Raw genomic sequence first — 25,368 nt, 5'->3', positions numbered from 1 at the left:
CTGTCAGCCGAACCGCTTCGATGATGAGAGAACTGGCCGCGAGGGATCTCGGGAGAGAAGGCGCTTCTTCCTCCTCTCCCTGGGACAGACCTTCACCGCCGGAACAAAGACTTCGCCGGGTGCTGCCATCCGCTCAGGCGATGGCGGGCGGCAGCTCCTCCAGCATCCAGCGCGCGAAGCCGGTGGTGCGGGCGTCCATATGGGGATGGCCGATGACCTGGATGCCCATGGGCAGGCCGCCGACGGCCATTTTGGGGACGGTGACACAGGGAACACCCAGGGCGGAGGTGGCGGCGTTGTAGGCGATGTCTCCGGTCGGGCGTGGCGCCAGGGGCTCGCCGGGCTTGTCGCCTTCCCAGATCGGGGCTGGGCCTGGGGAGGACGGCGCGATCAGGGCATCGGCGAGCGGTGCGAGCTCGGCCAGGGCCCGGCGCATGGCTTCGCGCTGGAGAAGGCGGGCGCGATAGTCGTCCAGCGTCATCGCCATGCCGCGGGCATGGCGGTTGAGGAAGCGCTGGCTGACGCCATCAGGGTGGGATTCGATGAGGTTCTGCTGGCTCCAGCGCGTCTCGAAGCTGCCGAGGTCGTTGGTCACGGCCTTGGCGTCCGCGATGACGCGCTCGAAGGCGTCGATGGCAGGGGCGTCGGCGCGGGTGAGGATCTGGACGCCGGCGGCGCGGAGGCTGTCGAGCACGGCGCGGAAGGCCTGCCGGGAGGCGTCGTCGAGCAGGGCCCAGCCCTCGGCCTCCATGACGATGAGCCGGGCGGGCTTGCTGGCGGGGGGCGGGGATTCAGGGCCAAAGAGCGCGGGGGATCCGGGATCGCCGCCGGCCCGCATGGCGATGGCCATCGCCACCAGCCACATGTCCTGAATGGAGCCGGCATGGACGCCGGCCGTGCTCTGGGAGAGGCCCTGGCGCTCGCCCCGGTTGATCGCGCCCTGGGTGGGCTTCAGCGCCACGTTTCCGCAATAGGAGGCGGGGCGGATAATGGAACCGCCGACCTGGGTGCCGATCGCCGCCGGAACCATGCGGGCGCCCACCGCGGCGGCCGAACCGGATGAGGAGCCGCCCGGCGTATGCCGGGGGTGGAAGGGGTTGGTGGTGGGGCCGGGATGGCCCTGGCCGAGTTCGGTGGTGACGGTCTTACCGAGGATGACGGCGCCGGCATCGCGCAGGGCGCGGATCATGGCGCTGTCGCGTTTCGGGAAATTCCCACGATAGGCCTCGCAGCCCATCTGGGTGGGCATGTCCCGCGTCTCGATCAGGTCCTTGATGCCGATGGGCATGCCATCGACCGGCGAGAGGGTGCGCCCCGCCTTCCAGCGGGCTGTGCTGGCATCGGCGGCCTCGCGCGCTCCTTCGGGGTTGGTGGCGACCCAGGCCTGGACCGTGGGCTCGCGCGCCGCGATGGTTTCAAGGCAGCGTTCCAGGAAGGCGCGCGGCGTGTCGGTGCCCGCCGCGAAGGCGGGGGCGAGGTCGTGATAGGTGAGCTGCCGGAAGACGTCGGGCCGATAGGCCGCCTGGGTCATGCCATCCACGGTGTCGTCTCCCCAATGCCGCTGCCGGCATTGGGGGACGGGAGGACGGGATTGTCCAGCAGGGAGCAACCCGCCCGGGTCAGCTCCGCAGGCTTTCCGGCACGCGGCCGCCATTCTCGGCCAGCTTCCGCATGACCTGCTTATGGAGCCAGATGTTCATCGTGGCGGAATCGTCGGTGCTGCCGGCATAGCCCAGTTCGCCGGCCAGTTCCTTGCGTGCGGCAAGGCTGCTGTCGAGGTCGAGCAGCTTCATCAGGTCCACGATGGAGGTCTGCCAGTTCAGCTTTTGCGGGTTCTGCGCCGCCATCTGGCTGAGCACGGCCTCCACATCCACCGGCTGGGCGGGCGCTCCGCCCGCGGCGCTACCCTGTGCGGGCGCGGGCGCGCCTTCCGGCGCCTGGCCGAGGGCGGGGGTGCTGGGGGTCGTGGCCGGGGCCGCCATGGCGGTGCCGAGCCCGCCGAGGTCGCCGATGCCGCCGGAGGGGTTGCCCGTGCTGGTACCCGTGGTGGTGGCGGGGGTTGGGGAGCCCGCATCCGCCGGGCTGGCGGCGGCCGGGTGGCCGAAGATCTTGGACATGATCGAGCGGAAGACGCTCATTAGCTTGTCTCCTGAAGCCGTGATGGCCCTGCGGAGAACGGCGGGCGAGGGTGCGGGTTGTGCGGCGCCCTAACCCTCCCCTTCCCTGCCCGAGCGGTCACGGAAGCGGCCGCTGTGGAGGGGGTAGGCGGTGGTGTATTTCAGCTGCTCCATGGCGAAGCGCGAGGTGACGTTGCGCATGGGAACGGCGGCGATCAGCCTTTTGTAGAAGGCGTCGAACTCCGCCATGCCAGGGACGGCGACGCGGAGCATGTAGTCCACCTCGCCCGCCATGCGATGCGCCTCCATCACCTCCGGCATGGAGGCGATCGAGCGGGAGAAGGTGGAAAGCCATTCGGGCGTATGGTCGCCAGCCTCGATGGCGACATAGACGATCAGACCGACGCCGATCTTCTCCGGGTCCACCAGCGCCACGCGGCGCGTGATCACGCCATTGGCCTCCAGCTTCTGAACACGCTTCCAGCAGGGCGTCGCGGAGAGACCCACCTTGTCGGCGAGCTGGGCGACGGAAAGGGTGGCGTCGCCCTGGAGAAGAGCGATGATCTTGCGGTCGATTTCGTCCATGGGCGTTTCGGCGGGCGGGGCTGCGCCCCGCCCGGCCGGTTCAGGCAGGCTTCTTCGTGGGAAGGGTGGCGGAGCTGACATTCACCCATTCCGGGGTCTCGACCGCCGCCATGTCCGGAAGGTTGATCACGACCTCCTCGGTGCCGCTGCGCACGAGGGCGCAATGGAGCACCTCGGTGGAGGAAGCATTGATCTCCTGGTGCGGGACATAGGGCGGGACCAGGAAGAAGTCGCCGGCCTTGGCCTCGGTGATGAACTCCAGCCGGTCGCCCCAGCGCATGTGGGCGGTGCCGGAGATGATGTAGATGATGCTCTCCAGCGGGCCGTGGTGGTGCGGCCCGGTCTGGGAGCCGGGCTCGATCCGGTTGGTGCCGGCCCAGAGATGGGTGGAACCGGTGCGGCTGCCGGACACCGCCACCTCACGGTTCATGCCGAGGGTCTCGGGGGTGTCGCAGCTCTTCTGGGTGGCCGCGACATGGCGGATGCCCTTGCTGCGCCAGTCATGGCCCGGACCGGGCTGTGTGGAGGTTTCCTGGCCGGAACCCTGGGAGATCGTCTGGGAGATGCCGTCAGGCATGGTCGTTCTGTCCTTTGTCAGTCCCCCGCGGGCGGGACGGGGCGGTTCCGCCGCGGGCAAGGTCGTGGCAGGCAGGCCAGCGGTCAAGCCGCGCGGTTGCCGGCCTGGATGGCGGAGTTGAAGGAGGAGTCGAGCAGGTCCTTCGCATCGATGCGCCGGCGGACGAGGTTCGCGCGGGCGTAGAGATCGATGTTCTTCTGCTCGTCGGTGGCCACGCTGTCGTCGATGGGGACGACGCGGGTGGCGGCGCGGCGGAACCAGTGCTCGGCGACCGGGGCCGGGACGTTCATCAGCTCCGACCAGGTCTTCGCGTAGCCCTCCACATTCGCATTGGCCCAGGCACGGGCAGCGGCGAGGCGGCGGACGAACTCGGCCAGGTCCTCGCGCCGCGCCGCGATGGCGTCGTTGCGCGCGGCCTGGAAGCCCAGGCCGGGGGTGATGCCCTGCCCATGGGCCACGCGGCGGGCACCGTTCAGCACCTCCTCCTGGGAGACATAGGGCTCCCAGGTGGACCAGGCCTCGACCGAGCCGCGCGCCCAGGCGGCCTTGGCATCCGCCGGAAGCAGGAAGACGAATTGCACGGCGTCCAGCGGCAGGCCGGCATTCTCCAGCGCGGCCAGGATCACCTGGTGGCCGATGGAGCCGCGCCCGGTGGCGATGCGCTTGCCCTTGAGGTCCTGGATGGACCGGATCGGGCTGTCCTTCTGCACGAGAATGGCGAGGCCTTCGCGGTTCTCCCGCGTGGCGGCGATGGCCTTGATGGGCACGCCGGCGGCGGCGCCGAAGGTGAAGGGCGCGTCCCCTACCAGGCCGGTGTCGATGGCGTCGGCGTTCAGCGCCTCCACCAGCGGCGCGGCGGCCGGGAACTCGCTCCAGGCGATGCGCTCGCCGAAGCCCTTGAGCTGGCCGGAGGCTTCCATCACCGCGCGGGCATTGCCGCGCTGGTCGCCCACCCGCAGCGGGGCCTGGGCACGGAGGATGCGCGGCGCGGCCAGGGCGGCGGCGGCACCGAGAAGAATGCGGCGGGTGGCGATCATTCGGCGGCAACCTTGATGGCGCCACGCGCAGCGAGACGCTGCGCGACGAGGCGCTTCGTGATGGGGAGGAGCGAGCGGCCATACTCCACGGCATCCTCCAGCGGGTCGAAGCCGCGGATGAGGAAGGTGGTCACGCCGAGGTCGTAATATTCGAGGAAGGCCTCGGCCACCTGCTCGGGCGTGCCGACGAGCGCGGTGGTGTTGCCGCGCGCACCCGTTTCCCGCGCGATGGCGGTGTAGAGGCGGCCTTCCGGCCGGTCGCCGAGGGAGGCGGCATCGAGCAGGCGTTGGGAGCCGGCATTCTGCGGCGCCTGGGTGTTGGGGCCGAGGGCGGCCTGGCCGCGGATCTGGCGGATGCGGTGCAGGATCGTCTCGGCGCGGCCCCAGGCCGCGTCCTCCGTATCCGCCAGGATGGGGCGGAAGGAGAGCGAGAAGCGGATCTGGTCGGCACGGCCATGCTTCGCGGCCTCGGCCCGGACGCGCGAGATGATCTCGCGCACCTGGGCGTGGGTCTCGCCCCAGAGGGCATAGACATCGGCATGCTTGCCCGCGACACGCAGCGCAGCTTCGGAGGCGCCGCCGAAATAGAGCGGGATGCGCGGCTGCTGCACGCTGCGGACCTCGGGCGAGGCGCCCTTGATGCGGTAATAGGTGCCCTCATGGTCCACGGGGGACTTGGCGGCCCAGATCGACTTCAGGATGGCCAGGTACTCATCCGTGCGATCGTAGCGCTCATCCTTGCCGAGCCAGTCGCCGTCCCGTGCCTGGTCCGTGTCGTCGCCGCCGGAGATGGTGTGCAGCGCGGCCCGGCCATTGGAGAGCTGGTCGAGCGTGTTGAAGGCGCGGGCGGCGGTGGTCGGAGCCTGGAACCCCGGGCGATGGGCGACGAGGAAGCCGACCTTCCTGGTATGCGCCGCCAGGTGGGAGGCGAGCTGCAGCCCATCCGGGCCGTTGGAATACCAGCCGATCAGGATCCGGTCGAAGCCCGCCTCGTCATGCGCCTGGGCCGAGGCGACGAGATAGGCCGGGTCGATCGCCGCCCCGCTGGCCGGGTGGATCTCCGATTGCTGGCGCGGCTGGATCATGCCGATGAACTCGACGCCACCGATGGGGAGGGTGTTGATGGTCATGGGCGTTTCTCTCCGTTCAGATCGGGAGCAGCGCGGCGCGGCCAGCGTCGAGGAGGGCTGCGTCAGGCTGGGGGGTGTGGATGCGGGCGCAGAGGACGTCCCGCAGATGGCGCTCCAGCGGGTTGGAGCGCGCGAGGGCATGATTGCCGCAGAGGGAGACAGCCTCCTGCACGGCGGCGATGGCGTTGTCGGCGGCGACGGTCTTCACCAGGCCGAGCTCGGCGGCGGTGGTCTCCTCCCGCGCGGCGCTTGCGACGAGGCGCTCATTGGTGAGGATCAGCGCCTCGATCCGCCCCACCGCCTCCTGCATGCGCGGGAGGGTGGCGAGAGGCTGGCCGAGATTTGCCGGGATGCGGCCACGGAGGAAGCGGACGAGCCAGTCCCGGGCAGCGCGGGCAACGCCGGTGTAGAGGGCCGCGATGAGCAGCGTGTTCCAGGCCACGGCGTCGCCGTCACGCAGCGTCCATTCCTGCGGCGCGCGGAGTTCAAGGGCGTGATCCGCGGGGACCGTGGCGTCCTTCATCAGTACGTCGTGGCTGCCGGAGGCGCGGAGGCCGGCCTGGTCCCAGGTCTCCACGATGCGCAGGCCAGGGGCGCGCATGGGCAGGAGGAAAAGCCCGGTGCGCGGGCTCTCCTCATCCGTGCGGGCCCATACCAGGCCCCAATCCAGCGCAGGACTGCCGGTGGCGGTGATCTTCCGGCCGGTGAGGGACCAGCCATCCGCGGTGCGGCGCGCGGTGGTGGCGGGAAGGCCGCCGCGGGCGGGGGTGCCAAGCTCCGGCTCCACCCGGAGCGCGTTCATCAACTCACCGCGCAGGGCACCGAGCGCGAGGCGGCGGCGCAGCGCATGCGGGATGGCCACATTCCGCGCAATGCCCCGCTGCTGGATCAGCTGCATGGACAGGACCAGCGCCGTGGCCGGGCAACCCTCCGCGATGGTGCCGACGATCCGGGTGGCAGCCTCCAGCCCGATGGCCGGGCCACCGAACTCGGCCGGAACCGTAAGGGAGAGAAGCCCCGCCTCACGCAGTGCGGCGATGTTCTCGTGCGGGAAGCTGCCCTCGTGGTCGTGTTCGGCCGCCCCTGCGGAGAAGCGGCGCGCGAGTTCGCGCGCCGGATCCGAGTGAACGGGAAGGAGCGTTCCGTCCATCACGCGGCATGCCCCAGCCGGGCGACTTCCCGGTCCCGGTGAGCGGCGAGGAGGATGCTGCTGCGGCTGGGCATCAGGCGGCTTCCCGGATCACCTCGGCCTCCACGCCGAGTTCGGCGAGGAGGCGGCGGCGGAGCGCGACGAAGCGGGCATCGCCATGGCTGCGGGGGCGCGGAATCTCCACCCGGATATCCGCCGCGATGCGGCCGGCATCGAGGACGAGCACGCGGTCGGCCAGCAGCACGGCCTCGTCCACGTCATGCGTCACGATCAGCGTGGTGGGGCCGTGCACTCGCCACAGGTCCAGCACCAGGGCATGCATGCGGATACGGGTGAGCGCGTCCAGCGCGGCGAAGGGCTCGTCCAGCAGCAGCAGGCGCGGCTCCCGCACCAGGGCGCGGGCCAGGGCCACGCGCTGGGCCTCGCCGCCGGAGAGGGTGGCGGGCCAGGCATCGCGGTGGCGTGCGAGGCCCACCTCGGCAAGGGCGCGCTCGGCGCGGGGCTTCACCTCCCGCCCGGGCAGGCCGAGGGCGACATTGTTCCAGACCCGCTTCCAGGGCAGCAGGCGAGGTTCCTGGAACACCGCGGCGACGGCGGCGGGAAGACGGATCTCCGCATCCCCGGGCGCGGGATCCAGGCCCGCCAAGGTGCGGAGCAGCGTCGTCTTGCCCGAGCCGGAACGGCCAAGAAGGGCGGTGAAGGAGCCCGGCTCAAGATCGAGGTCGAGGCCGTGGAGGACGGTGTTGGCGCCGAAGCGGCGCGTGAGGCCGCGGACGGAGACGGTGCGGTTCTCGCTCATGGCTGTCAGGCCTTGATGAGGTTGGGACGCCAGGCGAGGGCGCGGCGCTCGAAGGCGCGGATGAGGGCATCGGCGCCGAGCCCGAGCAGGGCGTAGACGAGCAGGCCGACGACGATCACATCGGTGCGGAGGAAGTCGCGGGCATCGTTGATGAGAAAGCCGATGCCGGCGGTGGCGTTGATCTGTTCCGCGATCACCAGCGAGAGCCAGGCGCTGCCGAGGGCGTAGCGCAGCCCGACGAGGCCGGAGGGCAGCGCCCCGGGAAGGATGACGTGGCGGATGAGGCCGCGGCGATCCAGGCCAAAGACGCGGCCGGCCTCCGCCAGCTTGGGGTCCACCCCCCGGATGCCGGCGAAGAGGGTGAGATAGACGGGGAAGGCGCTGCCAAGCGCGACAAGGGCGATCTTCGGCGTCTCGCCGATGCCGAACCACAGGATGAAGAGCGGCACCAGCGCCAGGAAGGGCAGCGTGCGCAGCATCTGCATCGGCGCGTCCACTACCTCCTCGCCCAGGCGGGACAGGCCGGAGATCAGGGCAAGCACGATGCCGGCCGTCACGCCGATGGCGAGGCCAGTGGCGACGCGCGCGAGCGAGACAAGAAGGTGATGCGGAAGCTCACCAGAGACGAGCAACTCCCAGGCGGCGGCGAGGATGGTGGTGGGCGCGGCCAGGGTGCGCGGGGCGATCAGCCCGGCCATGGAGGCCGCCTGCCAGAGCAGGACAATGGCGAGCGGCGAGAGGAAGCGGCGGTAGCGCGCGAGATTGGGCCGCGGCAGCACGGCGCGCGGCAAGGACGGCGCGAGGCTTTCGCGCGCGCCAAGAGCGTGCTCGGACATGGGATACTCCGGCGATGGGCGGGGCGCCGCGAAGGATGCGGCTTCGCGAGGGGCTGCTGGGGCGGCGTTCAGCCGCGAGGCGTTCAGCCGGGCCGGGGCATTCGGCAGAGCAGCGGGCGAGAGCCGAACGAGGCGGCGCGGAAGGGCGTGTCGTTCATGCCCGGAAGGCTACGAAGGAGCCGCGCCGCCGGAAAGAGCGCGGTTTCCCAAAGATTTCCTGATGCGTAGCCGCGCCATCCTGCGCGGCAGGCGGGAAAGGGAATGGCATTCCCTCTCCCGCGTTCGTTACTCCGCGTCGGGCTGATTCTCCGGCGCCGCAGCGATGAAGGCCCGATGATCGGCGCAGGCCGCCGCGGCTTCCCTGATCCGTGTCAGGGCGGAGATATCCGCGCCGAAGCGCTTCGCATTACCAAGCTGGGGAATGAGGCAGATATCGGCCAGAGTCGGGGCGCGGCCGAAGAGGAAGGGCCCCTCCCCTTCACGCAGCAGCTTCTCGCAGGCTTCCAGCCCATCCTGGATAACCCAGCGCGCCCAGCCCGTGACCTTCTCTTCCGGCCAACCCTCCTCGCGCAGGCGGGCCAGCACCTTCAGGTTCTGCACGGGGTGGATGTCGCAGGCGATGGCCTGGGCGAAGGCGCGGATGCGCGCGCGCTCCAGCGCCGTGCCGGGCACCAGGCGCGGCTCGGGATGGGTTTCGTCCAGCCATTCGATGATGGCCATGGACTGCGTGAGGACCGAGCCGTCATCCGTCTCCAGGGCCGGGAGGAGGCCCTGGGGGTTGCAGCGGAGGAATTCCGGCGCGCGCTGCTCGCCCCGGCGGAGATGGTGGAAGCTGTGTTCCACCGTGATCCCCTTCAGGTTGAGCGCGATCCGCACCCGCCAGGCGGCGGAGGAGCGGAAATAGCCATGGAGGCGCATGCGGGTCAGTCGAGCGTGATCTTGAGGTCGCGGATCAGCGGCAGCCAGATACCCCGCTCGCGCTCCAGCAGCGCCTCGAACTCCGCGGGGCCGCCGGTGAGCGGCTCAAGGCCAATCTGCTTCATGCGGTTGCGCACGGAGGCATCGCGCACGGAGGCGTCCAGTTCGCGGGTGAGCTGCGCGACGATCGCGTCCGGCGTCGCCTTGGGCACGACGACGCCCTGCCAGGCATAGGCCTCGAAGCCGCGCAGGTTGAGGGCGGACTGCACGGTGGGGATGCTCGGAAGATCCTCGAGCGGCTGGGCGGAGAGGACGGCAAGCGCCTTCACGCGGCCGCTGCGAAGGTGATCGGCGCCCGAGGGATAGTCCAGCACCATCATCGGCACGGTACCGGCGAGAAGGTCGTTCAGCGCGGGTGCGGCGCCGCGGTAGGGGACGTGATTGAACCGGATCCCGGCCTCGCGGCCCAGCCGCTCCATGGCGAGGTGATGCGGGGAACCGATGCCGGGGGTGGCGCAATCGATCGGGCGCGCCTTGGACTGCTCCACCAGCGCCTGGACATTGGCGGGCGCGTTCTGCCCGGCCGCGAGGAAGAGCGGGAAACGCGCCATGAGCCCCACGGGACGGAAGTCCCGCACGGGATCATAGGGAAGGCGGCTGAAAAGCGCGGTGTTGAAGACAAGCGTGCCGTTATCGGCCGTCATCACCGTATAGCCATCCGCCGGGGCCTTGGCGGTGAATTCCGCGCCGATATTGGTGGCCGCGCCGGGCTTGTTCTCGATCACCACGGGCTGGCCGAGGCGCTGGGACAGGGTGGCCCCGACCAGTCTGGCCAAGGTGTCCGTGCCGCCGCCGGGCGCATAGGCGACGACCCAGCGGATCGCCCGCTCCGGATAGGCGGCCAGCGCGCGGCCCGCGGGGAGCGCGGCCGCGAGGCCAGCGCCCATCAGGGCGCGGCGGCCCAGCAGGATCTTCTTCATGGTTCTTTCCTCTCCACCGCCGGCTCGGATGGCCGGCTTGCTGTGTTGCGTCAGTTGGCCGGCAGGATGGTCGCGCGGCAATCCCCGAAGCCGATGCTGGCGAATCCATCCCGCGCGGCGCGAGCGCGGAGGATGATCTCGTCCCCATCCTCCAGGAAGCGGCGCGTTTCGCCGGAGGGCAACTGGACGGGCTCCTTGCCGCCCTTCGTCGTCTCGAGCAGGCTGCCGAAGCCGGCGGCATCGGGCGCCGAGATGGTACCGGACCCGAGAAGGTCTCCCGGATTCAGGTCGCATCCGTTGCAGGTGTGGTGCGTGACCATTTGCGCCACGGTCCAGTACATGTGGCGGGCATTCGATTGTGAAAGGCGATGCGGCGCCATGCCCTTCCCGCGCATCGCCTGCGTGGTGATGAAGACTTCGAGGGCGAGGTCGAAGGCACCGCCAGCCTGGTCGGCCTCGTCCAGCAGATAGGGCAGCGGCTGCGGGTCGCCCTCGGGGCGGGGCGGCTGCGCGATGCGGAAGGGCTCCAGGGCTTCGGGGGTGATGACCCAGGGCGAGACAGTGGAGCCGAAGTTCTTCGCCAGGAAGGGACCGAGCGGCTGGTACTCCCAGGCCTGGATGTCGCGCGCGGACCAGTCGTTCAGCAGGCCGTAGCCGGCGACATGGGCAGCTGCGCGGCCGATGGGAATCGCATCGCCCAGCGTGTTGCCCGGGCCGATCCAGATGGCGAGTTCCAGTTCGTAGTCCAGGCGTTCGCAAGGGGCGAAGCGAGGCGCTTCAGCATCCGGCGCCTTCAGCTGCCCCTTGGGGCGGCGGATATCGGTGCCCGAGGCGCGCACGGAGGAGGCGCGGCCGTGATAGCCGATGGGCACATGCTTGTAGTTCGGCAGCAGCGGATTGTCGGGGCGGAAGACCTTGCCGACATTCGTCGCGTGGTGGATGCCCACGTAGAAGTCGGTGTAGTCGCCGATCTTGGTGGGCAGGGTCATCTCGCAGCCCTCCATCGGGTAGAGATGCGGCTCCACCGCGGCGCGGTGCGCCGGGTTCGACAGCAGCTCGGAGAGCTCCGCGCGAAGGACCTTCCGCACCCCCTCCCCCAGTGCGAAGAGTTCGTTCAGCGCAGAGCTGCCCGCGGCCTGGCGGATCTTGTCATCCACCGGGGCCGCGGTGAGATCGAGGATCTGGTCCCCGATCGCCACGCCAACCCGCGCGCCGCCCATGTCGAGTGGGATGAAGACACCGAGGGGCAGGTTCTGGATCGGGAAATCCGGATGCCCGTTGGCGGATTCCACCCAGCTGCGCAGGGCGGGGTCGTGCGTGGCGTCGGTCATTCTCTACCGCTGGTTCGGGTTGAAATGCTTGCGCAGGCCCTTGCCATAGCCGGCATAGTCCCGCTGGAACTGCGGAGCCTCGGCCGCGTAGCGCGTGACACGCTGCGGCAGCCGCGTCTCGAGCATGAAGGCCATCGTGCCTTCCAGCCTGTGCGGCTTCAACTCCGCATTGCTCGCGGCCTCGAAGGCCGCCATGTCCGGTCCATGGGGCAGCATGCAGTTATGCAGCGAGAAGCCGCCGGGAACGAAGCCGCCCCCAGTCTTGGCGTCATAGACGCCCTCCACCAGCCCCATGAACTCGCTCATCACGTTCATGTGGTACCAGGGCGGGCGGAAGGTGTTCTCGCCGACCAGCCAGCGATCGGAGAAGAGGACGAAATCGATATTCGCCGTCCCGGGCGTCTCGCTGGGCGAGGTCATCACGGTGAAGATCGAGGGATCGGCATGGTCGAAGAGGATCGGGCCGACCGGGGAGTAGCGGCGCAGGTCGTATTTGTAGGGCGCGTAGTTGCCGTGCCAGGCGACGACATCCAGCGGGGAGTGTTCCAGCTCCGTGCGCCAGAGGCTGCCGCCCCACTTCACCGTCATGGTCGAGGGGACGTCCCGGTCCTCATAGGCCGCGACCGGCGTGAGGAAGTCGCGCTGGTTCGCCATGCAGTTGGCGCCGATCGGGCCGCGCTCGGGCAGGGTGAAGGCGCCGCCATAATTCTCGCACAGATAGCCGCGCGCCGGGCCACCCGGGATCTCCACCCGGATCTTCACGCCGCGCGGGATCACGGCGATCTCGCCGGGAGCGATGTCGATGATGCCGAATTCCGTCGCGATGCGCAGGGCGCCCTGCTGGGGCACGAAGAGCATCTCGGCATCAGCGTTGTAGAAATACTCGTCCTGCATGGAGCGGGTGACGAGATAGACATGGGCACCCATGCCCGACTGGCTGCCCGCATCGCCCGCGGTGGTGATGGTGCGGATGCCCTCAAGGAAGGAAACCTTGCCATCAGGCAGCGGGATCGGGTCCCAGCGCAGGGGCGCGAGGGGAAGATCCACCTCCACCGCCGGGGCGGTGCGCCAGAGGCCGGCATCCACCTTGGTGAACTGCCCCCAATGCGCAACGGTCGGGCGGATACGGTAGAGCCAGGACCGCTCATTCGTCATGCGCGGCGCGGTGAAGGGCGAGCCGGAGAGCTGCTCGGCATAGAGGCCGTATGGGCAGCGCTGGGGCGAGTTGCGGCCGATGGGCAGGGCGCCCGGCAGGGCCTCGGTCTCGAAGCCGTTGCCGAAGCCCGGCATGTAGCCGGTTTCGTTGGTGGTCAGCGGCTGTGGGCGGAACGGGGCGTTCATGGGGATGCCTCCTGTTACCGGTCGAGTTCGGCGGATTTCATCTCGGTGCCGTGCTCGAGCGCGCGCCACATCTCAACGTCACGCTCGGCGGTCCAGATGCGGGGGTGGTCCAGGCCCTTCGCCTCGTCATAGGCGCGGGAGACGTTGAAGGGCATGCAGTGCTCGAAGATGACCCAGTGCCCGTATTTCGGGCGCATCGCCGCGACGGCCTCGTCATAGACCTGCTTGAGCGACGCGCCGGCGGCGGCGCCCTTCCGCGCGATGGCGAAGAGGTCGGAGGTGAAGTCGGCCGTGCCGCGCAGGCCTTCCTCGATCTGGGCGGGTGAGGTGAGCGAGGCGCCGCGCCCCGGCACGAGGGCGACGGGCTTGAGGGCGCGAATGGCTTCCAGCGTGCCCGACCAATCCGCGAAATGGGCGTCGCCGCAATAGGGGGTGGCGCCGTACTCCACGCAGTCGCCGGAGAAGAGGACGCGCTCCTTCGGCAACCAGACAATCGTGTCCCCGGCCGTGTGGGAGCGGCCGACATGGATGATCTGCACCTCCCTCTTGCCCATCCAGAGAGTCATCTTCTTCTGGAAGGTCACGTCGGGCCAGGTAAGGCCGGGGATGCTCTCCTTGCCCCGGAACAGGCGCGGGAAGCGGCCGATCTCGCTGTCCATGTCCTGCTGGCCCCGCTCGACAATGAGGTCGCGCGTGACGTCGGATGCGATGATCTGGGCACCCTCATAGCCGCTGGCGCCGAGGACGCGGACGGCGTGGTAATGGGAGAGCACCACATGGGTCACGGGCTTGTCCGTCACCTTGCGGATGCGCGCGATGACGTCCTGCGCCATGCGCGGGGTGGCCTGGGCATCCACCACCAGCACGCCCTCATCGCCGATGACCACGCCCGAATTGGGATCGCCCTCGGCGGTATAGCCATAAAGGCCGGGCGCAAGCTCGTCGAAGGAGATGGTCTTCTCGGCGAGGTCTTTGGTGCTGGCGAAGCCGGACATGGGGTTTCCTTCAGGCGCGGATGGTGATGGTGGCGTCTTGACCGGCGGGGGTGATGCCCTGGCGGGCACGCTCCATCGCCTGGCGGAGCACCGCCATGTCGCCGATATGGTTGGAGAGAAGCAGTATCAGGCGTGCATCGACGATGCGCGCCTGTTCCGGGGTGAGGTCCTGGTGGATGGCGAGCAGGGCCTCGTAGAAATCATCGGGCGCAGCCAGATTGGGTTCGGTGTTGAGCATCACCCCCTCCCCGTCGCGCGGCGGAGCGCGGCGCGCACGGCTTCCGGATCGAAGCGGCGCCAGCGGGCGCAGACATGCTGGTCCGGACGGATGAGATAGGTTGTACCCGGGCGCGCATCGTAGCGCGTGGCCGCGAGGCCTTCCGCATCGTCCTCCGGAGTGATGTTGACGACGCGGAGGGCGGTTTCGCTCTCCGGCATGACTGGCGAGGCGGCGCCGAAATGCAGAAGGGTGAAGCCGCCACCGAGGCGGCGGAGCAGCCAGTCCCCGTCCCTCAGCGGCGCGTCCAGGGCCGGGGCGCCCGGCACCATCAGCCCTTCGAAGCGATCCGCATCCAGCGTGTTCAGCGGAGAGCCACAATAGGTGCTGGGCAGGGAGAGACGGCCGCTGTTCACCAGGCGGCGGGCAAAGGCGCAATCCTTCGCGAGATCCAGCACGGCGTCGCGGAAGGCACGGCTGCTCTCGTTCTTGGGCGTGATGAAGTCAGTGGAGCGGGTGGAATTGAGGATGTTCTCGTCCGCTGCCGCCACGCGCTCGGAATCGTAGCTGTCGAGAAGGGTTTCCGGAGCCTCCCCGCGCAGCACCAGGGCCAGTTTCCAGGCGATGTTCTCGGCGTCCTGGATGCCACTGTTCGCGCCGCGCGCGCCGAAGGGCGAGACGCCATGGGCGGCGTCCCCGGCGAAGATCACGCGGCCATGGCGGAAGCGCGCCATCCGCAGGCAGGAGAAGGTATAGACGCTGACCCATTCCAGCTCGAACGCCGCATCCTTCCCGAGCAGGGCACGGACGCGGGGAATGACGCGCTCGGGCTTGCGCTCCTCCTCCGGGTCGGCGTCCCAGCCCAGCTGGAAATCGATGCGCCAGATGTTGTCGGGCTGCGAATGCAGCAGGACGGACTGGTTCGGGTGGAAGGGCGGGTCGAACCAGAACCAGCGCTCGGCCGGGAAATCGGCCTTCATGCGGACATCGGCGATGAGGAAGCGGTCCCGGAAGGAACGGCCCTTGCTTTCGAGCCCCATGGCCTTGCGGATGGGTGAGCGGGCGCCATCGGCGGCCACCACGTATTCCGCGAGGATGCGGTACTCGCCCTCGGGCGTCTCGACCGTCAGCTCCACCCCGTCCTCGCGCGGGCCCAGGGCGGCCACCTTGTTGTTCCAGCGAATCTCGATCTCCGGCAAGGCGCCGGCGCGGTCCAGCAGGAAGCCCTCAACATAATATTGCTGAAGATTGATGAAGGCAGGGCGGCGATGGCCACCCTCTGGCAGCAGGTTGAAGCTGTAGACCGGATCGTCGCGGTGGAAGACGCGGCCCAGGTTCCAGGTGACGCCCTTCTCCACCATCCGGTCGCCGCAGCCCAGGCGATCGAAGATCTCCAGGGTGCGCTTGGCGAAGCAGATCGCGCGGGAACCGTTGGAGAGGCAGCGGTCATCATCCAGCAGCAGGACGCGAAGACCGGACTGGGCAAGGTCGATTGCCGTGGCCAGGCCCACGGGGCCGGCACCCACGACCACGACGGGGTGATGCGCCAGCTGCGCCGCCGATTGGTCCGGCGAGCGCCGGTACTCGAAGCGCAGCGACTGGTAGTCGATATGCAAGACCGACCCCTCCCGACCTTCCACCCTCCTTCCCGCTTCTGGCAGGCGGCGTGGGGCGGATGTTATGCTTGGGGCATATCATCTCGTTTGAGACGAAATCAACCCTGATGCATCCACGGAACCGTGAGGAGCCGCGCCATCCCTCCGTCGAAAGCCGATGCCCCGCTCCGCCTGGCGGAATTCCTGCCCTACCGCCTCTCCGTCGCGGTCGAGAGCGTCAGCCGGGCCTTCGCCGAGCGCTACGAGGCCGAGTTCGGGCTTTCCATACCGGAATGGCGCGTGATGGCCGTGCTGGGAGAGAGCGAGGCCCTCTCCACCCAGGCGGTGATCGCGCGAACCGAGATGGACCGGGTGAAGGTGAGCCGGGCCGTGATCCGGCTGGCCGACAAGGGACTGGTCAGCCGCCATCCGCATCCCGAGGACCAGAGGGCACAGATGCTGCGCCTGGCGCCGCGTGGCATGGCGCTGTACCGGCGGATCGTGCCGCGTGCCCATGCGCTGCAATCCGAACTGGCCGAGGTCCTGACACCGGAGGAGATCGAGCAGCTCGGGGACATGCTGGAAAGGCTCCGCGGCCGGGCAAAGCGTCTTCTCGGCGAGGACAACGAGGGCTGAGACGTCGAATTTCGGGCCGCGGGACCGGTTTTCGGCGCGGCGTCCCCTAGCCGCGTCGCCTTCCCTGTTCCTAGTCTGCGCGCCGGAATGCGCAGGCGCGATTCAGCGGCCGCGCCGGGGCTGGGCATGCGGATCGCGGTCATCGGCAACGGAATCGTGGGAAGCTGCTGCGCGGCCTGGCTGCAGCGGGACGGCCACCACGTCACCTTCATCGATCCCCTGGGCCCGGCCGAGGCGACTTCCTTCGGCAATGCCGGCTCCCTCTCGCCTTCCGCCTGCCTGCCGGTCGGGATGCCCGGCATGTGGAAGAAGGTGCCGCGCTGGCTGCTGGATCCGCTGGGGCCGCTCTCGGTGCGCTGGGCCTATGCGCCCATCGTGGCGCCCTGGCTGCTGCGCTTCCTGCGTGCGAGCGGGCGCGAGGAGGTGGTGCGGATCGCCACCGCCCTTCGCGGCCTGCTGGCGCCGATCTTCGAGTGCTACGAGCCGATCCTGCAGCGCGCGGGCGGCATGTCGCTCATCACGCGCGGCGGCTGCCTCTATGTCTATTCCGGGCCGGAGGCGGCCCGGCAGTGGAAATGGGGAATGGAGCTGCGCCGGTCCCTCGGCGTGGAGATGCGCGATATCGGCGAGGAGGAGCTGGTCGCGCTGGAGCCGGACCTGAAGGGGCGCTTCCGCTTCGGCATCCTGGCGCCGGAGAATGGCTCGACCACTGATCCCGCGGCGCTGACGCGCGCCATCTTCGAGCGCTGCGTGCTGGATGGAGCGGATGTGGTGCGGGCCAGCGCCAGCGGCTTCCGCCTGCGCGGCACCGATGTGGCCGCGGTTCAGCTCGACGGCGGGGACGAGGTGGCATGCGATGGGGTGGTGCTGGCGGGCGGCGCCTGGTCCGCGCGCTTGGCAAGGCAGCTCGGCCCCGCGATCCCGCTGGAGACGCAGCGCGGCTATCACGTGACCGTCGGCAGCAACAATCTGGCGCTGCGGCACACCGTGATGGCGGTGGAGCACAACATGATGGTGAACCCCATGCGAATGGGGCTGCGCCTGGCCGGATCGGTGGAGTTCGCGGGGCTGAAGGCGCCGCCGGACTTCGCCAGGGCCGACGTGCTGCTGGCCCGGGGGAAGGAGATGTTCCCGCATCTCGACACCAGCAGCGTGACACAATGGATGGGCCACCGGCCCTGCCTGCCGGACAGCCTTCCCGTGATCGGCGCCGCGCCGCGCGTGAGCAATGCCTGGTTCGCCTTCGGCCATGGGCATGTCGGCATGTGCGGCGCGGCGAGCACGGGGCGGGAGGTGGCCCACCTCGTGGCGGGCCGCGCGCCGGGGATCGACCTTTCTCCTTTCGCGCCGACACGCTTCCGGCGCGCCGCCTGAGGCGCGGCCCGGATCATGCAATCCCCTTCGACACCATCCCGAGGAGTACCGGCCATGATCCCGCCCATCACCCGCCGCGCGCTCGGCCTCTCCGCCCTGGGTCTTTCCGCCCTGGGCTTGGCGGCGGTGCCGGAAGCCAGGGCGCAGGCCTGGCCTTCCCGCCCCATGCGGCTCGTCGTGCCCTTTCCGCCCGGCGGCAGCACGGATGTGCTGGCGCGGCGGCTGGCGGAGCGGCTTTCCCCGGCCCTCGGGCAGCCGGTGGTGGTGGAGAACCGGCCCGGCGCGGGCGGCACCACGGGCGCCGAGTTTGTCTCCAAATCGGCTCCGGACGGGCACACGCTGCTGATGGGAGTAACAGGCAGCAACGCCATCGCGGCCAGCCTCTTCCCCAACCTTCCCTATGATCCCGTGGCGGGCTTCTCCCCCGTCTCGCGCCTGGTTTCCGCGCCGCTGGTCGTGACGGTGCATCCGGCGCTGGGGGTGAACGACCTCGGCGCCTTCATCGCGGCCGCCAGGGCGGCGCCAGGCGCCATCACCTATGCCACGCCGGGCAACGGCACCTCCATGCACCTGACCGGGGTGATGTTCGGACTCGCGGCCGGGGTTCAGCTGACGCATGTGCCCTATCGCGGCTCCGCCCAGGCGACGACGGATCTGGTGGCCGGGCTGGTGAAGGCTTCCTTCGCCGATCTGCTGGTCATCCTGCCGCAATTGCGGGCGGGCACGGTGAAGGCGCTGGCGGTGACGGGGGCCGAGCGCCACCCGCTGCTGCCGGAGGTGCCCACCGTGGCCGAAGCGGCGCTGCCGGGCTTCCAGGCGGAATCCTGGCAGGGCGTGTTCGCGCCGCCGGGCACGCCCCCTGCCCTTCTCGCCCGGCTGCACGAAGAGGTGGCGCGGGCGATGCAAGCGCCGGAGATCCGGGACTCCTTCGCGCAGCAGGGCTTCCGGGTGGAGGCGACCTCCCCCGCCGAGTTCGCGGGCTTTGTGAAGGCGGAGGTCGCGAAATGGGGTGGGGTGGTGAAAGAGGGCGGCGTGCGGCTCGATTGAGCCGCACGCCGCGCAATCAGGAGACGTCTTGGGTTGGAAATCGGGATTGATATTGGCGGCACCTTCACGGATGCGGTGCTGCGGCGTTCGGATGGCGCGCTTCGCTCGCTCAAGGTGCCGAGCACGCCAGACGACCCGGCGCGGGCGGTGGGGCATGCGCTGGAGCGACTGCTGGGCAGGGACGCGCCGCCGGGTGCGGTGCGGCGCTTCCTGCATGGTACCACCGTGGCCACGAATGCGATCCTGGAGAACACGGCCGCGCCCACCGGCCTCATCACCACGCGCGGCTTCGCGGATGTGATCGAGCTCGGGCGGATGACGCGCGCCTCCAACTACGACCTGCTCTTCGGGCCGCAAACCCCGGTGAACCTGATCCCGCCCGAGCGGCGGATGGAGGTGGATGAGCGGATCGGGGCCGATGGGGGCGTGGTGGAGCCGCTGGACGAGGCAGGCGTGGCCATGGCGGCACGGGCGCTGGAGGCCGCGGGCGTGAAGGCGGTAGCGATCTGCTTCCTCTTCGCCTTCCTCGATCCCCGCCATGAGCAGCGGGCGCGGGCGATCGTGCAGGAGACCTGCCCGGGGATGGCCGTGTCTCTTTCATCCGAGGTGGACCCGGCGCCGCGCGAATACGAGCGGACCTGCGCGACGGCCTTCGACGCCGCGCTGAAGCCTGTGATGAGCGACTATCTCGGGCGGATCGAAACCATCCTGCGCGGCAGCGGCGTGGGAGCACCGATGCAGGTGATGCATTCGCGGGGCGGGCTGCTCGGCGCAGGGGCCGCGCGCGGAAAGCCGATCCGGCTGACTCTGTCGGGTCCCTCCGCGGCTGCGATCGGCGCGGCGGCGGTGCTGCGCGGCGCGGGCCTCCCGGATGGCGTCTCCATCGATGTGGGCGGCACCAGCGCGGATGTGGCGGTGATCCGCGACGGCGCGCCGGCGCTGCGGATGGATGGGATGATCGGCACCTTCCCGGTGCGCGTGCCGACGGCGGATGTGCTGGCCGTGGCCGCGGGCGGCGGCTCCATTGCCTGGATCGACGAGGCGGGCGGGCTTCGGGTGGGGCCGCGTTCCGCCGGGGCAGCGCCGGGCCCGGCCTGCTACCGGCGCGGCGGCACGCGGCCGACGGTGCTGGATGCCTCCGTCGTGCTGGGGCTGGTCGATCCGGCGCGCTTCGCGACGGGGCAGCTGGCGCTGGATGCGGAGGCGGCGGCTGAGGCGATCGAACGCGATATCGCCGGGCCCCTGGGGCTGGGCCTGCGGGAAGCCGCGATCGCCATCCACCGCGTGATCAACGCCACCATGGCGGAGGCGGTGCGGAGCGTAACCGTGGCGCGCGGAACCGACCCGCGCGAATTGCCGCTGGTGCCCGCGGGCGGCGGCGGCGGGCTGCATGCCTATGCCATCGCGGAAGAGCTGGGACAGGCACGCATCGTCGTTCCCGCCGCGCCGGGCGTGCTGGCCGCGACCGGGCTGCTCGATGCGCCGCTGGAGCACGACGCCGCGCGTGGCTTCGGCCGCGTGCTGGACGTCCTGCCCGAGGCGGATCTGCGCCAGGCGATCGATGCGCTTGTGGCCGAGGCGCGCGGCGCCATGGCGGCGGAAGGCGTGGCGGCGGATGCGGCGGAGCTGCTGGTGACGGCCAGTGCCAGCTTCGTCGGCCAGGGGCACAGCCTGGACGTGCCCCTCCCGGCCGATGCGGCCGAGCCGGCCCGGGCGATCCGCGAGGGCTTCATCGCCGCGCATAAGGCCGCCTATGGCCATGCCCGCCAGGCGCCGGTGCGGCTGGTTTCGCTCCGTGTGGTGTGCCGGCTGCGCGCGCCGGAGGCGGCGATGCCCGTGGTGGCGCGGAGTGACTCGCCGCGCGGCAGCCGCATGGCCGTGATCGGCGGCGTGGCGCAGGAGGTTGCGGTGGTGCCCCGCGCCAACCTGGCGCCGGGCGAGGTGCTGCATGGCCCCGCCATCCTCGAGCAGGACGACACCACGCTTGTCGTGCCGGGGGATTGGCGCGTGACGACCCATCCCGCGCATCTGCTGATGGAGCGCATCGCATGAGCGCCGAACGCCTGGATCCCGCGACCATCGAGATCGTCCGCCGCAGGCTGGAAGCCATCGCGGAGGAGATGCAGGCGGTGATGCTGCGCTCCGCCGTCTCGCCCATCGTGCGGGAAGCGAATGACGCCTCGGCCAGCCTTTTCCTGCCGGATGGCACGGTGATGGCGCAGTCCATCTCCCTGCCCCTGCTGCTCGGATGCCTGATGCCCGCCGTGGCCCGCATGCTGCGTGACTTCCCCGTGGAGGGGATGCGGCCGGGCGACGTGTATCTGATGAACGACCCCTATGACGGTGGCACGCACATACCAGACGTGTCGCTGATGGTGCCGGTCTTCGCCGAGGGGCGGGTGATCGCCCTGGCCGGAACCATCCTGCACCACCAGGACCTGGGCGGGCTGACGCCGGGATCGCTGCCCACCACCTCCACGGAGATCTTCCAGGAGGGGCTGCGCCTGCCGCCGCTGCGCCTGGCGCGGGAGGGGGTGACGGATCAGCAGATCCTGCGGATCATCGCGCTCAACACGCGCACGCCCGATGCCTTCGCCTGGGACCTGGAAGCGCAGATCGCCGCCTGCCGCGTGGCCGCGGCACGCATGGAGGAACTGGCCGCACGCCACGGTGCCGACGGGCTTGCCGCGATGATGCAGGAACTTGTGCGCCGCGCCGAGGCCGCGACCCGAGCCGCGATCCGCGCCATCCCCGATGGCAGCTGGACCTATGAGGACGCGCTGGACAATGACGGCATCGAGCTGGACCGCGAGGTCCCGATCCGGGTGCGCGTGACAGTGGAAGGGGATGGGATCACCTTCGACTTCACCGGCACCTCCCCCCAGGTGCGCGGGCCGGTGAACGCGGCGCCGGCCGGGGTGATGGCGGGCTGCTTCTTCGCGCTGCGCGCCGTGACCGGGCCCGACATCCCGAACAATGGCGGTTGCGCGCGCCCCCTGCGGGTGATCCTGCCCGAGGGATCGCTGCTGAATCCGCGCATGCCCGCACCGCTGAACGCGCGCACGGGCACGGTGAAGCTGCTGACCAACGCCATCCTCGGCGCCCTGGCCCAGGCCCTGCCGGACCGGATCCCGGCCGCCAATTCCGGCTGTTCCACCGTGATGGCACTGTCCGGACGGCGGGAGGATGGATCGGCCTGGGTGGTGACCGAGGTCCTGGCGGGCGGCAGCGGCGGATCCGCCATGGGGCCCGGGGTGCACGGGGTTTCCACCGATGTGGGCAACACCATGAACCTGCCCACGGAGGCGATGGAGAGCGATGCGCCCGTGCGGGTGCATCACTGGCGCGTGCGCCGGGGCTCCGGCGGTGCCGGGCGGCACCCGGGCGGCTGCGGCATCGATCGGGAATACGAGGTCCTGCATGGCCCGCTCACCCTCACCTTCCGGGGGGAGCGGCACTTCCACGCCGCCAGGGGCGGCGCCGGCGGCGGGGATGGCCGCGTGGCGGAGGCCTGGGTGATCCGTGCCGATGGCGGCCGGGAAGAGGTGCGCTCGAAGCTCACCACGATTCTGAACACGGGCGACCGGCTGCTGATGGGCACGGCCGGCGCCGGAGGCTGGGGGCCATCCGCATGATGAAGCGCGCTTTCGCGACACTGATCCTGTCCTCCCTCGCGCTCGGGGCCCTGGCCCCGGCGGCCGAGGCGCAGATCGAGCCCGGGCGGACGGTCCGGCTTGTGGTGGGCTATGCGCCCGGTGGCTCCTTCGACGTGACCGGGCGGCTGGTGGCGGACGGGCTGCGGGAGCGGCTGGGGGTGAACGCCATCGTGGAGAACCGGCCCGGGGCGGGCGGCACCATCGGCTCCGATTTCGTGGCAAAGGCGCCCGCGGATGGCACGGTGCTGCTGATCGGCGGCGCGGGGACGCATGGCGTCACCCCGGCCGTGCGCCGGAACCTGCCCTTCGACACGGCCCGGGATTTTGTTGCCATCGCCCGGGTGTCGGAATTCGCCAATGTCATGGTCGTGGGCAGCCAGTCTCCCGCGCGGGACGTGAAGGGCTTCATCGAAATGGGCCGGGCCATGCCGGGCGGGCTGAATTTCGGTTCCCAGGGGGCGGGGACCTCCATCCACCTGACCGGCGAGATGTTCCGCCTGCGGACCGGGCTGGCCATGACCCATGTGCCCTATCGCGGCAGCGCCCCGGCGGTGGTGGACCTTCAGGCCGGGCGAATCCAGGTGATGTTCGACAACCTTCCCAATGTGGTCGGGCTGATCCAGGCCGGCACGCTGCGGGGCCTGGCCGTCACCTCCGCCCAGCGCCTTCCTTCCCTGCCCGAGGTGCCGACCATGGCCGAGGCCGGCGTGCCGGACTTCGTGGTGACGAGCTGGGTGGGGGTCTATGGCCCCGCCGGCCTTTCCCCGGCGACGGTGGAGCAGCTCTCCCGCGCCATTCTGGAAACGGTGCGCTCCCCGGCGGGCCAGGCACGGCTGCGGACCATCAGCGCGGAACCTGCCCCGGCGGGTGCCGCCGAGTTCGATGCGATCTGGCGCGCCGACATGCGCCGCTGGGCCGATGTGGTGCGGGATGCGAAGATCGAGGTGGAGGACTGAAGCTCGGGCGGGCGGAAAGGCTGAACCGAAGCGGCCATGGCGCGTTCCTAGCGCAACAGCCGCTTCGTGGAGGCGCCCGGATGCCGCACCGCCCCGCCCAGCCGCAGAATGCCTCGACGGGGCTTGACCCCTTCGATCTCTGGATCCGCCGCAGCCTGCATGAAAGCTGGGACGCCACGCTGGATGAAAAGCTGCCGGACGACCTTCTGCGCCTCTTCACCGATGACAGGGGAGAGTGGAAAGCGATGAAGGCGCGGTGGCTGAAGCTGGAGCAGATCCGGGACAGCGGCTAAGGGGAACGCCCCCAAAGGGGCGCCCTCCAACCTTACTCAATGCCGGCCTTCACTCCGCTCGCCGCGGCGGGACTGGGCGATGCGGTCCAGCATTTCCGTCGCGTAATGGCTGGCATCCACGAGGCGCGGCGCATCGGCCGGCGTGTCCTCCAGATCCCGCGCGGCCTCGGAGCTCTTGGCCACGAAGACGAGCATGGAGACGACCTCCTGCAGATCCTTCTGCGGGAGACGTGCGGCGATCGCGGCAACCGTCATCTCAAGCACCAGCAGGCGCATTTCGGTCATGCCGCCCTCCTTCAGAGAGCCGGAAGCATCCTGGTCACTGGCCACGCACAACCCTCACGCGATACGAAATGCAGCTTATGGTGGTGCTTCCGGCGGGCGCAAGGCCGTCCGTCCTCCTCTCCCCGCGCCCACTGCATGGGGCCATGCACCGGCCGGCCAGGTCAGGCGTTCTGGGGACATGTCCGATGCAGCGCAGACCATCCCCGCCCTCATCCGCGACGCGGCCGAGCCGCTGCCCGATTTCGATGATCCGGCCTTCGGATCGCTGTTCGACCGCTTCGCCCAGGCGCGGGTGGTTCTGCTGGGCGAGTGCAGCCACGGCACCTCGGAATTCTACCGGGCCCGCGCCGCCATAACCCGGCGGCTGATCGAGGAACATGGCTTCACCATCCTGGCCGCGGAGGCCGACTGGCCCGATGCCGCCGTGATCGACCGCCAGGTGCGGGGCCGCCCCCCTGCCCCCGATGCCGAAGCCCCCTTTCGGCGCTTCCCGACCTGGATGTGGCGCAACACCGACGTGGCGGATTTCCTGGGCTGGTTGCGCCAGTGGAATGCAGGCCGGGATGCGAAGCGGCAGGCCGGGTTCTACGGTCTGGACCTGTACAATCTCTCAGGCTCCATCGAGGCGGTGCTGCGCTACCTGGACAGGGTGGACCCGGAGGCGGCCGCGGTGGCCCGGGAACGCTATGGCTGCCTCATGCCCTGGATGGAAGAGCCGCAGGATTACGGGCGCATGGCGCTCTCCCGTGGCTACGCACCCTGTGAGGAAGGCGCGGTGAAGACGCTGCGCGACCTGCTGGAAAAGCGGCGCGACTATGCGGGCGAGGATGGGGAAAGCTTTCTGGATGCCGCCGCCAGCGCCCGTCTGGTGAAGAACGCGGAGGAATACTACCGCGTGATGTATTACGGCGGCTCGCGGAGCTGGAACCTGCGCGACACGCATATGTTCGAGACGCTCTGCTCGCTGCTGGAGGCGAAGGGGCCGCAATCCAGGGCCGTGGTCTGGGCCCATAACTCGCATATCGGCGATGCCTCGCGCACCGACATGGGCAGGGAGCGCGGGGAGCTGAATATCGGCCAGCTCTGCCGAGAGCGCTTCGGGCGCGATGCCGCGCTGATCGGCTTCGGCACGCATACGGGAACGGTGGCCTGTGCGAGCGACTGGGACGAGCCGATGGAAGTGAAGCGCGTCAATCCTTCCCGCCCGGACAGTTACGAACGCCTCGCCCATGACAGCGGCGTGGAGCGATTCCTGCTCGACCTGCGGGAGGGCCGGCACGACAGCTTGCGGGCACGGCTGATGGAGGAGCGGCTGGAGCGCTTCATCGGCGTGATCTACCGGCCGGAGACGGAGCGTTGGAGCCACTACTCCACCTGTGTCCTGCCGGAGCAGTTCGACGCCTATGTCTGGTTCGACGAAACAAGGGCCGTCACGCCCCTGCCGACCGAGCAGAAGGCGGGGCAGGAGGACACCTACCCCTTCGGGGTCTGACCCGCGGGATGGCCGGGCTGG

25 protein-coding genes are annotated in these 25,368 nt (G+C 70.0%); 8 read left to right on the top strand and 17 right to left on the bottom strand.

The genetic code is table 11. The features are described 5' to 3' along the window. Positions 1 to 133: 133 nt before the first annotated feature. The 16 genes from J8J14_RS02540 to J8J14_RS02465 all read right to left on the bottom strand — a co-directional run bounded on the left by J8J14_RS02540 (position 134) and on the right by J8J14_RS02465 (position 15,629). On the bottom strand, positions 134 to 1,531 hold the full coding sequence (locus tag J8J14_RS02540; protein ID WP_209378073.1) for an amidase: 1,398 nt from the start codon (positions 1,529 to 1,531) through the stop codon (positions 134 to 136). An 88-nt stretch (positions 1,532 to 1,619) separates the two neighbouring features. Further along, a complete protein-coding gene (locus J8J14_RS02535) occupies positions 1,620 to 2,138 on the bottom strand; it encodes a DUF3597 domain-containing protein (RefSeq protein WP_209377871.1) in 519 nt (172 codons plus the stop codon). Positions 2,139 to 2,207: 69 nt separating this feature from the next. Continuing rightward, entirely contained in the window at positions 2,208 to 2,702 is a 495-nt protein-coding gene (locus tag J8J14_RS02530; protein ID WP_209377870.1) for an Lrp/AsnC family transcriptional regulator, read from the bottom strand. A gap of 40 nt (positions 2,703 to 2,742) precedes the next feature. Then, positions 2,743 to 3,279: a cupin domain-containing protein gene (locus J8J14_RS02525; protein ID WP_209377869.1), complete on the bottom strand. Its 537-nt coding sequence runs from the start codon at positions 3,277 to 3,279 to the stop codon at positions 2,743 to 2,745. Between the two features lie 83 nt (positions 3,280 to 3,362). Beyond that, positions 3,363 to 4,316 (bottom strand): ABC transporter substrate-binding protein, encoded by a 954-nt coding sequence (locus J8J14_RS02520; RefSeq protein ID WP_209377868.1) that lies wholly within the window; start codon positions 4,314 to 4,316, stop codon positions 3,363 to 3,365. Further along, the gene (locus J8J14_RS02515) at positions 4,313 to 5,446 is read right to left on the bottom strand and encodes an LLM class flavin-dependent oxidoreductase (protein WP_209377867.1); all 1,134 of its coding nucleotides are present in this window, start codon (positions 5,444 to 5,446) and stop codon (positions 4,313 to 4,315) included. Before J8J14_RS02515 ends, J8J14_RS02520 begins: the two co-directional genes overlap by 4 nt. 16 nt (positions 5,447 to 5,462) lie before the next feature. Next, positions 5,463 to 6,596, bottom strand: a complete 1,134-nt coding sequence (locus J8J14_RS02510) for an acyl-CoA dehydrogenase family protein (protein WP_245215301.1) — start codon at positions 6,594 to 6,596, stop codon at positions 5,463 to 5,465. A 73-nt stretch (positions 6,597 to 6,669) separates the two neighbouring features. After that, a complete protein-coding gene (locus J8J14_RS02505) occupies positions 6,670 to 7,395 on the bottom strand; it encodes an ABC transporter ATP-binding protein (protein ID WP_209377865.1) in 726 nt (241 codons plus the stop codon). A gap of 5 nt (positions 7,396 to 7,400) precedes the next feature. Beyond that, complete coding sequence (locus J8J14_RS02500; protein ID WP_209377864.1) at positions 7,401 to 8,231, bottom strand: ABC transporter permease subunit; 831 nt, start codon at positions 8,229 to 8,231, stop codon at positions 7,401 to 7,403. A gap of 285 nt (positions 8,232 to 8,516) precedes the next feature. Further along, positions 8,517 to 9,149 carry a maleylacetoacetate isomerase gene (maiA, locus tag J8J14_RS02495; protein WP_209377863.1) on the bottom strand — a complete coding sequence of 211 codons (633 nt, stop codon included), beginning with the start codon at positions 9,147 to 9,149 and terminating at the stop codon, positions 8,517 to 8,519. A 5-nt stretch (positions 9,150 to 9,154) separates the two neighbouring features. Then, positions 9,155 to 10,129 carry a Bug family tripartite tricarboxylate transporter substrate binding protein gene (locus tag J8J14_RS02490; RefSeq protein WP_209377862.1) on the bottom strand — a complete coding sequence of 325 codons (975 nt, stop codon included), beginning with the start codon at positions 10,127 to 10,129 and terminating at the stop codon, positions 9,155 to 9,157. Between the two features lie 50 nt (positions 10,130 to 10,179). After that, positions 10,180 to 11,460: a fumarylacetoacetase gene (fahA, locus tag J8J14_RS02485; RefSeq protein ID WP_209377861.1), complete on the bottom strand. Its 1,281-nt coding sequence runs from the start codon at positions 11,458 to 11,460 to the stop codon at positions 10,180 to 10,182. 3 nt (positions 11,461 to 11,463) lie between these two features. Beyond that, positions 11,464 to 12,801: a homogentisate 1,2-dioxygenase gene (gene hmgA, locus J8J14_RS02480; protein WP_209377860.1), complete on the bottom strand. Its 1,338-nt coding sequence runs from the start codon at positions 12,799 to 12,801 to the stop codon at positions 11,464 to 11,466. A gap of 14 nt (positions 12,802 to 12,815) precedes the next feature. Then, positions 12,816 to 13,796: an MBL fold metallo-hydrolase gene (locus J8J14_RS02475; RefSeq protein WP_209377859.1), complete on the bottom strand. Its 981-nt coding sequence runs from the start codon at positions 13,794 to 13,796 to the stop codon at positions 12,816 to 12,818. A 10-nt stretch (positions 13,797 to 13,806) separates the two neighbouring features. Continuing rightward, positions 13,807 to 14,034 carry a DUF2783 domain-containing protein gene (locus J8J14_RS02470; RefSeq protein WP_209377858.1) on the bottom strand — a complete coding sequence of 76 codons (228 nt, stop codon included), beginning with the start codon at positions 14,032 to 14,034 and terminating at the stop codon, positions 13,807 to 13,809. Then, entirely contained in the window at positions 14,034 to 15,629 is a 1,596-nt protein-coding gene (locus J8J14_RS02465; RefSeq protein WP_209377857.1) for an FAD-dependent oxidoreductase, read from the bottom strand. The genes J8J14_RS02470 and J8J14_RS02465 overlap by 1 nt, the downstream gene beginning before the upstream one ends. A gap of 123 nt (positions 15,630 to 15,752) precedes the next feature. Here J8J14_RS02465 and J8J14_RS02460 point away from each other — a divergent pair, with 123 nt between their 5' ends. From J8J14_RS02460 to J8J14_RS02430, 7 genes are all read left to right on the top strand, one after another. Further along, on the top strand, positions 15,753 to 16,244 hold the full coding sequence (locus J8J14_RS02460; protein WP_342452369.1) for a MarR family winged helix-turn-helix transcriptional regulator: 492 nt from the start codon (positions 15,753 to 15,755) through the stop codon (positions 16,242 to 16,244). 126 nt (positions 16,245 to 16,370) lie between these two features. After that, positions 16,371 to 17,618 (top strand): NAD(P)/FAD-dependent oxidoreductase, encoded by a 1,248-nt coding sequence (locus J8J14_RS02455; protein ID WP_209377856.1) that lies wholly within the window; start codon positions 16,371 to 16,373, stop codon positions 17,616 to 17,618. Between the two features lie 54 nt (positions 17,619 to 17,672). Then, complete coding sequence (locus J8J14_RS02450; protein ID WP_209377855.1) at positions 17,673 to 18,665, top strand: Bug family tripartite tricarboxylate transporter substrate binding protein; 993 nt, start codon at positions 17,673 to 17,675, stop codon at positions 18,663 to 18,665. Positions 18,666 to 18,698: 33 nt separating this feature from the next. Continuing rightward, complete coding sequence (locus tag J8J14_RS02445; protein ID WP_209377854.1) at positions 18,699 to 20,717, top strand: hydantoinase/oxoprolinase family protein; 2,019 nt, start codon at positions 18,699 to 18,701, stop codon at positions 20,715 to 20,717. Then, positions 20,714 to 22,300: a hydantoinase B/oxoprolinase family protein gene (locus J8J14_RS02440; RefSeq protein WP_209377853.1), complete on the top strand. Its 1,587-nt coding sequence runs from the start codon at positions 20,714 to 20,716 to the stop codon at positions 22,298 to 22,300. Before J8J14_RS02445 ends, J8J14_RS02440 begins: the two co-directional genes overlap by 4 nt. Next, positions 22,297 to 23,277 carry a Bug family tripartite tricarboxylate transporter substrate binding protein gene (locus J8J14_RS02435; protein ID WP_209377852.1) on the top strand — a complete coding sequence of 327 codons (981 nt, stop codon included), beginning with the start codon at positions 22,297 to 22,299 and terminating at the stop codon, positions 23,275 to 23,277. The genes J8J14_RS02440 and J8J14_RS02435 overlap by 4 nt, the downstream gene beginning before the upstream one ends. Before the next feature lie 80 nt (positions 23,278 to 23,357). After that, a complete protein-coding gene (locus J8J14_RS02430) occupies positions 23,358 to 23,570 on the top strand; it encodes a hypothetical protein (protein ID WP_209377851.1) in 213 nt (70 codons plus the stop codon). A 36-nt stretch (positions 23,571 to 23,606) separates the two neighbouring features. On the opposite strand, the gene J8J14_RS02425 is transcribed toward J8J14_RS02430, so the two are convergent. After that, positions 23,607 to 23,855: a hypothetical protein gene (locus J8J14_RS02425; protein ID WP_209378092.1), complete on the bottom strand. Its 249-nt coding sequence runs from the start codon at positions 23,853 to 23,855 to the stop codon at positions 23,607 to 23,609. Between the two features lie 178 nt (positions 23,856 to 24,033). Between J8J14_RS02425 and J8J14_RS02420 the strand changes: the two genes are divergently transcribed. Beyond that, positions 24,034 to 25,347 carry an erythromycin esterase family protein gene (locus J8J14_RS02420; RefSeq protein WP_245215300.1) on the top strand — a complete coding sequence of 438 codons (1,314 nt, stop codon included), beginning with the start codon at positions 24,034 to 24,036 and terminating at the stop codon, positions 25,345 to 25,347. Positions 25,348 to 25,368: the final 21 nt, after the last annotated feature.

The sequence above is a fragment of the Pararoseomonas baculiformis genome (assembly GCF_017813395.1).
GTDB lineage: Bacteria > Pseudomonadota > Alphaproteobacteria > Acetobacterales > Acetobacteraceae > Roseomonas > Roseomonas baculiformis.
This window is presented reverse-complemented; position numbering and strand designations above follow the sequence as displayed.